At 35.2% G+C, this 11,853-nt stretch carries 10 protein-coding genes; 7 read left to right on the plus strand and 3 right to left on the minus strand.

Annotation, left to right across the window (positions count from 1 at the left end; all coding sequences use genetic code 11):
• Nucleotides 1-16: 16 nt before the first annotated feature.
• A complete protein-coding gene (locus ACHZAX_RS19905; protein ID WP_320020291.1) occupies nucleotides 17-2,305 on the plus strand; it encodes an inorganic phosphate transporter in 2,289 nt (762 codons plus the stop codon).
• 60 nt (nucleotides 2,306-2,365) lie between these two features.
• On the opposite strand, the gene ACHZAX_RS19910 is transcribed toward ACHZAX_RS19905, so the two are convergent.
• Nucleotides 2,366-2,887, minus strand: coding sequence for a hypothetical protein (locus ACHZAX_RS19910; RefSeq protein WP_101311177.1), 522 nt, complete (start codon nucleotides 2,885-2,887; stop codon nucleotides 2,366-2,368).
• A 13-nt stretch (nucleotides 2,888-2,900) separates the two neighbouring features.
• Nucleotides 2,901-3,581: an SIR2 family NAD-dependent protein deacylase gene (locus ACHZAX_RS19915; RefSeq protein WP_320020292.1), complete on the minus strand. Its 681-nt coding sequence runs from the start codon at nucleotides 3,579-3,581 to the stop codon at nucleotides 2,901-2,903.
• Nucleotides 3,582-3,719: 138 nt separating this feature from the next.
• Between ACHZAX_RS19915 and ACHZAX_RS19920 the strand changes: the two genes are divergently transcribed.
• Together ACHZAX_RS19920 and ACHZAX_RS19925 are read left to right on the plus strand one after the other, a co-directional pair.
• A complete protein-coding gene (locus ACHZAX_RS19920; protein ID WP_320020293.1) occupies nucleotides 3,720-4,214 on the plus strand; it encodes a helix-turn-helix domain-containing protein in 495 nt (164 codons plus the stop codon).
• Nucleotides 4,189-4,776, plus strand: a complete 588-nt coding sequence (locus tag ACHZAX_RS19925) for an IS630 family transposase (protein WP_320020294.1) — start codon at nucleotides 4,189-4,191, stop codon at nucleotides 4,774-4,776. Before ACHZAX_RS19920 ends, ACHZAX_RS19925 begins: the two co-directional genes overlap by 26 nt.
• Before the next feature lie 39 nt (nucleotides 4,777-4,815).
• On the opposite strand, the gene ACHZAX_RS19930 is transcribed toward ACHZAX_RS19925, so the two are convergent.
• A complete protein-coding gene (locus tag ACHZAX_RS19930) occupies nucleotides 4,816-5,661 on the minus strand; it encodes a hypothetical protein (protein WP_320020295.1) in 846 nt (281 codons plus the stop codon).
• Between the two features lie 249 nt (nucleotides 5,662-5,910).
• On the opposite strand from ACHZAX_RS19930, the gene dnaG reads away from it, so the two are divergent.
• The 4 genes from dnaG (at nucleotide 5,911) to ACHZAX_RS19950 (ending at nucleotide 11,794) form a co-directional block, all read left to right on the plus strand.
• Nucleotides 5,911-7,839 (plus strand): DNA primase, encoded by a 1,929-nt coding sequence (dnaG, locus tag ACHZAX_RS19935; protein ID WP_320020296.1) that lies wholly within the window; start codon nucleotides 5,911-5,913, stop codon nucleotides 7,837-7,839.
• 21 nt (nucleotides 7,840-7,860) lie between these two features.
• Nucleotides 7,861-8,373, plus strand: coding sequence for a pyridoxamine 5'-phosphate oxidase family protein (locus ACHZAX_RS19940; protein WP_320020297.1), 513 nt, complete (start codon nucleotides 7,861-7,863; stop codon nucleotides 8,371-8,373).
• 397 nt (nucleotides 8,374-8,770) lie between these two features.
• The gene (locus ACHZAX_RS19945) at nucleotides 8,771-10,729 is read left to right on the plus strand and encodes an RHS repeat domain-containing protein (protein ID WP_320020298.1); all 1,959 of its coding nucleotides are present in this window, start codon (nucleotides 8,771-8,773) and stop codon (nucleotides 10,727-10,729) included.
• Nucleotides 10,730-10,798: 69 nt separating this feature from the next.
• Nucleotides 10,799-11,794 carry a hypothetical protein gene (locus ACHZAX_RS19950; protein WP_320020299.1) on the plus strand — a complete coding sequence of 332 codons (996 nt, stop codon included), beginning with the start codon at nucleotides 10,799-10,801 and terminating at the stop codon, nucleotides 11,792-11,794.
• Nucleotides 11,795-11,853: the final 59 nt, after the last annotated feature.

The raw sequence follows: 11,853 nt of genomic DNA on the forward strand, positions 1-11,853 counted from the left end.
TTTACGAACTTATAACATGGAGAACTTTTACTTAATTATTGTAGTAGTGCTTTTTGCACTGGCTATTTCTGACCTTATTGTTGGGGTTAGTAATGATGCCGTTAATTTCTTAAACTCTGCATTTGGCTCCAAGGCAGCCCCGCGTTGGGCGATTTTAGCGATTGCCAGTCTTGGAGTTTTGGTTGGAGCTACTTTTTCCAGTGGAATGATGGAAGTTGCCCGTAAAGGGATATTTCATCCCGACCAATTCTATTTTGCAGAAATCATGATCATTTTTATTGCGGTAATGCTAACGGATATCATTCTGTTGGATTTTTACAATACCGTAGGTTTGCCAACCTCAACAACCGTATCGATTGTATTCGAATTACTGGGTGCTGCCGTGGCTGTGGCCGTTGTAAAGATCATGAACTCTTCTGATCAAACAATGCTTGACTTAGGAAGTTATATTAATTCGGCAAAAGCATTGGCGATTATTACAGGTATCCTGTTGAGTGTGGTAATAGCTTTTTTCTCAGGTGCTCTTGTGCAGTACGTTAGCCGTTTGATTTTTACTTATAAATTTGAAAAAACATTTAAGTATTTCGGAGCACTTTTTGGTGGGTTTGCAATTACTGCAATTACCTATTTCATTTTAATAAAAGGAGCCAAGGGGTCTTCTTTTATCACTAAAGAAACTCTTAGCTGGATAAAAGAAAACACACTAACAATTATTTTGGTTTGTTTTGTAGGTTGGACAGTAGTTCTGCAGGCTTTGGTGTGGTTTGTCCGTTTAAACATCCTAAAAGTAATTGTTTTGGTCGGAACCTTTGCTTTGGCAATGGCTTTTGCGGGTAACGATTTGGTAAACTTTATTGGTGTTCCGTTGGCGGGTTTCAAATCGTTTCAGGCATTTATCGCCAATCCAGGTACAGATGCTTACGGAATGACAATGGAAATTTTAAACGACAAGGTGAAAACAGAGACTTATCTGTTGATTATTGCCGGTTTAATAATGACAATTACTCTTTGGTTTTCTAAAAAAGCCAGAACAGTTACCGAAACTGAAATAGGATTGAGTAATCAGAATGAAGGCGATGAAAAATTTGGATCATCCTTTTTTGCCCGTCTTTTGGTTAGACGTTCTTTGTCTGCAAATAGTAGCTTAAAAAGTATATTACCTGTTAAGTTTCAGGAGGGGATTCAAAAACGATTTGCCAAGCCTTCAGCTCCGGCAGGTATCGATAAAAAGGATGTACCTGCTTTTGATATGATTCGTGCTTCGGTAAACCTTACTGTTGCAAGTATCTTAATTTCTATAGGTACATCTCTAAAATTACCTTTGTCTACAACCTATGTTACATTTATGGTTGCAATGGGTTCTTCACTTTCCGATAGAGCATGGGACAGAGATTCTGCAGTTTACCGAATTACAGGAGTACTTACCGTAATAGGTGGTTGGTTTTTCACAGCATTTTTTGCTTTTACCGCAGCTTTTATTTTCGCAAGTTTAATTAATTGGCTTGGTGGATACGCGATCATTGGTTTATTAGTTGTAGCTGTTGCATTTGTTGTGCGGTCACATGTATTCCATAAACGCAAATCGAAGGGGCAAGACTCAGCCGAAGAAATTGACGAAGAAGATGCTTCTATTATTAGTAAAGGAGAGATTCTTGAACAGCTTACTCATGCAGTGTCGGTTGTAACTACTAAGATTCCTAAGGTTTATGCTAAAATTGTTAACGGTTTGGCTTTTGAAGAACGTGGTACTCTTAAAGAATCTCTAAAAAAAGTAAGGAAGCTCGACAAGGAAGCTAAATCACTGAAAGATCAGGTTCCTTTTGTTGTTCAGAAACTTTCTGAGGACAGTATAACAACAGGACCATTTTACGTTCAATTGCTTGATTACTTAAGAGAAATTGCTCACTCGATTAATTTTATTGCTGAGCCTGCTTTCGATTATGTGGATAACAATCATAAATCATTGGTTCCTGAACAAATCAATGAGCTAAATATAATTCAAACAAAGCTTGAGGATTTCTTCAAAACCATAAACCGTTTGTTAAATGACAATAATTATGATTTAAATCAAATCGAAAAAGCTTTTGGAAAGCAAAAAGATTTACTGTCATCTTTAAGTAAGTTTAGAAAAGAGCAAATTAAAAGAATTAAGGCTGAGAAGGTTGGAACCAGAAATTCGGTTCTTTATTTGGGAATTATTAATGAAACCAAAAACCTTGTGCTTTATTCCGGAAATCTTTTGAAAGCATCCCGCGATTTTACAACGACAAATGGCGTGATCGATCTAACAAATGACGATTTGTAATTAGACTATTATTCAAATTAATATAGAAAGGGTATCCGATTTTTTTGGATACCCTTTTGTTTATTTAATTTTTCGCTCGAGAATGCCTTCCACATCAAAATATTTTTCAAATTCTTTTGTATGTGTTTCAATATACTCTTTAAAGCTTTTCGAGTTGGGAAATACCTTGTTAAACTGATCTTTTGATAAAAAGAAGACTTTGTAGCGATTTCCGGCAATTGGCTTGTAACGATAAATCATAAAACCCTTATCGCTGTCTGCACCAATAAATTGCATATTAAAATAAACATTTTCGTTTACTTCCGACGAAAACATTCTAATGTTGATAATCGATTCAATATTCTTCGTTGAGTCTGCAATTTCTTTTAATTGAACAAGGTACTCTGTATCATTAAAAGGAATCACTTCGATATAACCCGATGCTTCTTCTTTTTTATTCTCGGAACTAAGAATCCATTCTCCCAATAAACTTTTTTCGATTACAGAATTCCCCGAAGGCGATATTGGTACTTTCGATTCATAATGATTACAAGAAGTCAAAACTAAAATTCCCAATAGTAGTAACAGCACTTGTTTTTTCATAACTCAATGGTATTTAATGAAGAAGTTCGAACAGTTTTTCCATTCCAACGCTCGCCTTTTCTCTAATATAAGTAATATTTCTGTTTGATCGCATTAATGGCTGATTTGGATCGATGACATAAACAGCTGTTTTATTTGGAATATAGTCGATTAAACCTGCTGCCGGATACACATTTAATGACGTTCCAACAATCACAAAAACATCCGCTTTACTAACAATAGCCACCGCTTCGCCAATTGCCGGAACACTTTCGCCAAACCATACAACATGAGGCCTCAGTGGCGAGCCTTTTTCACAAGTGTCGTTTAAAGTTAGTTCCCAATGATCCAGATCATAAATTAATTCAGGATCAACTGTACTTCTTGCCTTTTTTAACTCACCGTGAAGATGCAATACATTTGAACTTCCGGCTCGTTCATGCAAATCATCAACATTCTGAGTAACAATTTCAACCTCATAATGTTTTTCAAGTTCCGCAATAAGCAAATGTCCCTTATTGGGAAAACAATTAAATAACTGTTTACGGCGCTCGTTGTAAAATTGATGCACTAAATGCGGATTTTTTTTCCAGGCATGCGGACTGGCAACTTCCATTACATCGTATTGGTCCCAAACACCACTCATGTCTCGAAATGTTCGGATACCACTTTCAGCGCTCATGCCGGCACCACTTAACACAACCAATTTTTTCATACAATAAATAGATCTTTTCGACTCAATTTAGTTATAAAATAAGATCGTTCAAAATTTATCAATTCGGGCAATTATCTCTTTAAACGAATTATACGGTTCTGTTTGTTAATTTACTCAAAAAAAAACTTATCTTAGTATATGCCAAAAATTATAGATGTAGAAATCACCGAAAGTGAATCAGAATTACTTTACCTTCTGAGAAAGCAGACAAAAATTCTTCAGCATAGTAGAGTTAAAACCCTTCTTTTTATCAAACAGGGAAAAGTAAAATATACAAGTGAAATTGCAACTAAGCTGAATAGAAGTAGAAAAAGTATTTACAACTGGCTTCAATTGTATCAAAATGAAGGAATTCACGCTTATTTGGAAGTTGCCAGTCGAGGATCCAGAAAGGAACAATTAAGCGATTATACAAAAGAGTGTTTAGCCACTAAACTTGAAAATCCCTATATTGATATTACCAGTTATGTAGAATTACTTCAGTGGGCGGAACAAAACTGTCAGGAAAAGATTCCCTATCATGCTTTGTATCACTACTGCAGGAGCAAACTCAATAGTAAATTAAAGATCGCCCGTAAATCTCACCACAAAAAAGATAAGCAGACCGTTGAGGTCTTCAAAAAAACTTCCTGATCTGATAAATTCATTTAGAATTGGACTGGATAAAGATAAATACGACTCCCTGAATATTTATTTTCAAGATGAAAGTCGATTTGGATTAATGACCAAACAGAAACGCGTATTAGTTTCCAAAGGTGTAGAGCCGGTGGGTAAATATCAGCATAGTTACAAGTGGTTATGGCTTTGGGGATCTTTTTCACCTTTGACAGGAGATGCATTCTATTGGGAAACATCCAATGTTGGGAATGATATTTTTGAAGCATACCTAAAAGTTCTTAGCGATCAAAATCCAAGAGAACTAAAACTATTGATAATTGACAATGCAGGGTTTCATGCCTGTCAAAGCATAGAAGTCCCTGAAAATATAAGGCTAATAAGAATTCCAGCCTATGCTCCTGAACTAAATCCTGCAGAAAAAGTATGGCAATGGATGAAAGATAAGGTATCCATGAAGTTTTTTTCAGAAATATCAGATCTACAAGAAAAGATTACAATGATGGTAAATGAGTTGAATCCCGATTTAATCAAATCCATTACTGGTTATCCAATTTATACAAATTGCTTTTGTGAGTAAATTAGTCTGTAAAATGGTATTAAGTAAGTATGAGCATATCTATTTTGCTAACTTTTTAAAATCACTTCCCAAAAATCTGTCGGTTTGCTTGCCTTTTACCATATGGTAATCGAAATAATAAAATTTTGCGTCGCCGGCACCAATAAGCATTTTAAAACATCTGGCCTTGTTTTTTGTTTTTTCGGGGCCAACTTTATGCAAAAAGATAATATCGTTGTTCTTATTTTGAATGGCTTCCTCAATTTCATTGGCTTCTACCAATTTCACTTTGCCAGAATATATCTTTCGTATTTTAGCAACGGAATTAACGTCATCATCCATCTCATTCTTTAGCAAATAGAGAGTTTTGTCTTTAGTTTCGGAACTGTTTTTATTGTAGTATTTCAGTATGTTTTCAGATATAATGTCAGGATTTTTAGTCACCAGTGCAATATGATTTTGCATAAACAGAACCAAAGAGGTGAGTTTATAAATGTAACTTTCTTCATCAACCTGCACATACGATAATGGGATTGAACACAGGTCAGGCATATCACCAACAGCATTTGCCTTTCCTCCCAAAAGCAGACTTAAAAAATTGTATTTGGCCTTGGTTTTGTCTTTATTAAAAGTAACAATACTTGTTACTAAAAATGAATACTTAGGATTGAATCGTTGTTTTTCGAATTCTGCGTTCGAAATAAATTCATACTTGGTAATCGTCCAGTTTTGTTTAACCGCTTCTTTTATCTTGTCATTAAAATCGGAAAACAGATTATCTTCCAAAACCACAAGTGTTTTTGTGTTGTGAAATCTATTGTAGTCAGATGCGCTTGGCAAGTGTTCTTGTGAGAATGACTGGATTCCTGCCAGACAAATTGCGATTGTTATAATGATTCTATTCATGGTTTTACATCTTGATAATGTGTTGACTTGCTTGTTCTTTTATGGTTTTAATACAATTCAAGTATTGAATTTAATCAAATTAATTATGTCCATCAAAATGTAGAACGAATTGTTGTTGGTATTATTTTCGATCCCGGAAGAATTTTCAAGAGAATGATTACATGGTTTTTCTAATTGGGTTTAATTTAGAATTTCTAAAATCTGCCGATCTTTCCATTTTTATCAATCTTGTTTCCTATTTTTGTTGCTATGATTGATCAGTCAACAGTTGCACGAATTTTCGACTCAGCCGAAATTACCGAAGTAGTTTCCGATTTCGTGACTCTAAAAAAAAGAGGCGTTAATTTCCTGGGATTGTGTCCTTTTCATAACGAAAAGTCGCCATCCTTTACCGTTTCTCCTGCCAAAGGCATTTACAAGTGCTTTGGTTGTGGAAAAGGTGGAAATTCCGTGAACTTTATTATGGAGCATGAGCATCTCGATTATGTAGGTGCATTAAAATATCTGGCAAAAAAATACCACATCGAGGTTGTTGAAAAAGAGCTTTCGCCCGAACAGGAACGACAAAAGAATGATCGGGAGAGTATGATGATTGTAAATTCTTTTGCTCAAAAATCATTTACCCAGAATTTGTATGAGCATGCTCAAGGCATGGCCATAGGAATGGGATACATGCGGGAACGAGGATTTCGAGATGACATTATCAAGAAGTTTCAGGTAGGTTATTGTTTAGAAGCTTGGGATGCTTTTTCGAATCATGCTCTTGATTGTGGTTATAAAAAGGAGTATCTGGTGAAAACCGGATTAAGCATCGAAAAAGAAAACCGATTGCTCGATCGCTTTCGCGGAAGGGTTATTTTTCCGATTCACGGAATTGCAGGCCGTGTTCAGGCATTTGGTGGTAGAATACTTAAAAATGATGCCAAAGCTGCCAAATATTTAAATTCCCCCGAATCAGAAGTATATCACAAAAGCCGGATTTTGTATGGAATTTTTCAAGCCAAGAAATCCATTGTGCAAAACGAAAAGTGTTTTTTAGTTGAAGGATACACCGATGTACTTTCATTCCATCAGGCTGGAATCGAGAATGTTGTTGCTTCATCGGGAACGGCTCTTACTGCCGACCAAATACGTCTCATAAAAAGATTCACCAATAATATTACCATTATATACGATGGCGATGCTGCAGGTATTAAAGCTTCACTTCGGGGAATCGATCTGGTATTGGAACAGGAAGTAAACGTAAAAGTTTTACTATTGCCGCAAGGCGAAGATCCTGATTCATTTTCACGAACCATGGGTGCCAGTGAATTAACGGAATACATCGAGAAGAATGAGAGTGATTTTATTTTATTTAAAACCAAATTATTATTGGAGGATGCTAAAGGTGATCCAGTAAAAAGAGCCAATCTTATTGTTGAAATTCTTAACTCTATTGAGAAAATGTCATTAACCAAACGCCCGCCTTATATTAAGGAATGTAGCAGGATTTTGGATATTGATGAGAAATCTCTATATGACCAACTAAAAGAAACAGGTCGGAAGAAAAGAGAGAGTAATTTAAAAGTGGAGGAAAAACAATTAACGCGTTATGAGAAAACTCGAATCTTGGATTTAGCCAATGAATGTGATACGGAAGAGCGAGCCTTGATTCGAATATTGCTCAATTTTGGAAGTGAAATTCTCTATAGTCAGAAAGACGAAGCAGGAAATGAGGAGCAGTTGTTGGTTGGACAGTATATTATTACAGAGCTCTCCAATGATGAACTGGAATCAGTCAATCCATTGTATCAATTGGTATTCGATCAGTACGGTGAAAATATGGAAAAGGAAGCTTTCAATACAAAAACCTTCTTTCGTGATCTTCCCAACGAAAAAGTAAATCAGTTAGCTGCCGATATTCTTAGTGAACCCCATCAATTAAGTGGTTTGTGGACTCGTAATGAAAGCGTTGTTGAATCAGAGGAAATGAAACTGAAAGAGATCGTTCCTAAATTGGTGAATGAATACAAAGGGAAAAAGGTTCGTTTGTTAATGAAGGAAGTTATGCAGGAAATGCAGAAGGCTCAGGATACCGGTAATGCCGATCGAATGATGGAACTGATGAAGCAAAAAATGGTGCTCGATCAAATTAAAAATGCGATTTCAAAAGAACTGGGAAATCGAACCATATCATAGAATCTAATAAAACACATATATATGAAGACCATATTTATTGAATCCAAAGAGCAAATCGACGAAATTATCAACTCATGCGATACCTGCTTTTTGGGAGTCGTCGATCCGGAAAACAAACCATATGTTATTCCTATGAACTTTGGCTTTCACGATAATTATATTTATTTACACGGAGCAGGCTTTGGAAAACTAATAGATTGTTTAAAATTGAACCCGGAAGCATGTGTTACTTTTTGTACACCTCCAGTTTTGGCTTATCAGGATGTTCACATGGCATGCAGTTACCGCATGAAAGGAAAAAGTGTTGTGGCACGTGGCCCTATCGAGTTCATTATCGATATGGATCAAAAAGTTGATGCGCTGAACATTACCATGGCTAATTATACAGATCACAAATTTACCTACAACACGCCAGCCGTTCGTAATGTAGAAGTATACCGTATGAAAATTGACGAAATTACCGCTAAGGAATTTGGTGCGCCGCATGGCAACAATTTCCCCTGGCAAATGAAACGAGACAATAAAGAATCTTAAAAAGACCTATAATACAGCAAGCCTTCTCATCTCGGGGAGGCTTTTTTTTTGTTTAGAGCGTTTCCCTCATAAATTCGGGTCAGGCTTTCCGTTTCTACTCCTCGCTTTACTCTTCTCTTATATACAGCAAGTAAATTAATCAACCTGCCTCTTCCAATTTCTCAAATGATTTTATGCAGCGCTGTGGGGTATCCACTTCAATCCTTAACGCAATAATATACAATTTGCTCAACTTGGCACATTTGACAGTTGTAATTTGTTTCTCATAAGCATATATTTGTTTATTAACAAAATAACATGTGATTTGTGCTTGTTTCACTATTACAGTGCAAAATATATGATTCAAATAAACATATTTGAATAATATTATTTGTAAATACTTAACATTTAATCGATTATGAGAAAATTAATTTTTGCATTCTTATTTCTTTCCTTTGTTTTTGCAGCTTGCGATAATGGAAGTGATAAGAGTTTAGATGATTTAAAAAAAGAAAATCAAGAGTTGAAAGATGCGCTTGCTGCCAGCTCTAAAATTACCAATGTAGAATTTACAGCATCTGAAATGATATTAACCTATACTAATGGGTTAAAGTTGACAACTTCCATACCAGATGTATTAAGAGGTGAAGATGGTACTACGCCAAAAATTGGAGAGAATGGAAATTGGTGGATTGGTACTACTGACACTGGAGTTCTTGCACAAGGACAAAATGGTGCCGATGGCACAGATGGATCTGACGGTACAGATGGAAATTCTCCAATTATTGGCGAGAATGGAAATTGGTGGATAGGCGATACCGACACAAATGTTGCTGCTACGGGAGCTTCTGGTGTTGCTGGTGTAGGAATTCAATCAATAAGTTTCGATCAGTCAACAGGAGTAATGACCATCACCTTAACAAATGGAACTGAATCAAAATTTGTTATCGACAACAAAGATGGAAGCTTGGCAGCATACATCATGGAAGATTTAAATGGAAAGTATTTGGTGAAAAGCATTACCATGGGAGATATTCCATACGCTGAGTTTGAATATAACGATGATCACCAAATTACTAAATTGACTTCTTATTCGGCTAATGGGTATCAAACCTTTAAAAGGTTCGAAGTTGAAAAAGAGTATGCAGATGGGAAGCCAAGTAAAGTGCTTACCAGACGTTTTGCAACAAGAAAAACTACAGAATACAGTGATGAAGACTATGAAAATAGCATAACAAAGGAAGTTGAATTTGGAGAACATAAGGGAGACCAGTTCATAGAAGAAAATTCTGATGGTTCTTACTATTACTATGAATACCAATGGGGTAATGAAGAGGGATATCATTATTACCGATATTATGCCAATAAAGATGACCGCTTAGTTAACGAATTGGTAAGTAATGGGGATGGAACTTATACCGTTTATAACTATCAATCTTATAATAGCATTTATAATGATGTGACAGGTTCTAATGATTACTACTATTATTACAAAGTTTATGATAAATGTTTCGTGTATGATGAATATCAAGGTAGGTCTGAAATGTCAATAAAAGTTGCAAATAATCAATTTAAGATATATCGTGGAAATTCCTATTCTATAATGGTTGAAGGAGTTACAGAATACAGAAATATTTTTTGCTTCAGTTCGAATAGAACAATTCTTGGATTTTATGAGGTTGGAGATTTACTGGATGAAACCTATTCCGACTTGACTTATGACTCAAGTAATAGAGTTGAAAAAATATATGAAAGCACAGAAGAAGGTGCAGACGCAACTGCATATATCTTAAATTCTTATGATGGAGATAATTTAGCTAAAACAGAACGTTTTAGTAAGGATGGTGAGAATTGGGTGAGAGAAGAAGATTATGTAACCTTTGCATACACTTCGGCAGGACTTTTAAAAGAGACCATTGAACATGATTCTGAAGGCACTGAGACTGTGGTTTCGAAAGTTGACTACGATCAGGAGGGAAACCCTGTTGAGCTTTTTAAATATTTGGGAGATGTGAGCTATCGAGATGTTTTCGGATATGATCAAATAATTAACCCAGAAACAGGTGTAGAATATAATGACGATGATGTATATCTAGAGGCTGGTTTGTATTCTTTTGCGAAATTAGAATACAATTACACCATGAAAAATTTCTTTGGAAATACGATTGCTGGTTTATTCCCAGAATTGTATGGATTTAATTTTAACAATTCCTTGAAAAGCGGGACTTTTTCAAATTCTATAAATGCAGGTGCTATAGAGTACAAGAATTTCAATGATGGGGGTTATCCTCAAATAATGGAATTTATTGGATCGGGAGATGATGATTCATCATTCATTGGTCAATTAAAAATTGAATACATCAAAATTGAAGATTAACTTTTATTAAAATAGATATTGATTCGCCGCAAACACTGTGGCGAATTTCTTTTTAAACTAAGATCAATTATGAGAAAATTATTTTTATCAGTAATGGCATTGTCATTACTCTTTACCGCTTGCGATAGCTGCGATGACGACAAGGTTTACACAGAAGCAGAAAAAATTGAGAAAGATGTGAATGGCGAATACCTGTTTACAAAAGCTTTATTGGGAGATCTTCCAGTTGTTGAGATCAGTTACAACAGCGACAATCAAATTAGTGTGGTTTCATCTTACAATTCTGATAAATATGAGCAAAAATTAACCGGTCGTGTTGAGAAAGAGTACAAAGATGGTAAAGTAAATAAAATTACAACTCGCAGTATTGTTGAAGATTATCAAGGTGAAACAAAGGAGAATGTAGGAAGTGTATTATTGAGCTACGATTCAAAAGGAAATCTCATTAAAATTGAAGAATGGGAAGATGAAGAGTCTGATGTTTCTGAATACATTCAAAATGCGTACAATTCAAAGAATTTACTGATTAAATCAGAATTGTATTATTTAGATAAAACGGAATCGGACGATTGGCAAAAAGAGAATGGTTATTTGAAGTATGAGTACAATTCTGACGATTTAATCACTAATATTATTGGTGTTAATTCTGATGATGAAGAGACCGTATTGACAGATATTAAATATGATGAAAAAAAGAATCCTGTTGAAATTTACAAGTATAATTCTCCTGAATACGATTGGAAAATAAATCCTGTGACTGGGGAACAAGAGAAGTTTGTTGTCGAAGAAGGCAAATTAGTATCAATTGTAAAAATTGAATACGATTATAGTATGAAAAATTTTCTTGGACATTCCATTGGCTTAATTTTCCCTGAGCTAATTCAGTTTAATTTTAAAAACGCACCAAAACGAATTACTCAAACAGGCACTGTTGTTGCAGGATCAATAACTTATTCCGATTTTAATGAAGGTGGTTATCCTCAGTCAATTAGTTTTCTAGGAAACAGCGATGATGGTGAAACATATTCTGGTGAAGTTAATTTGGAATTTATCAAAAAGAAATAAACTTTAATTTTTGTGGCTGCTTCAGTAATAAATTGAAGCAGCCATTTTTATCTTCTGCC

The organism is Labilibaculum manganireducens, from assembly GCF_963665805.2.
GTDB classification, from domain to species: domain Bacteria; phylum Bacteroidota; class Bacteroidia; order Bacteroidales; family Marinifilaceae; genus Labilibaculum; species Labilibaculum manganireducens.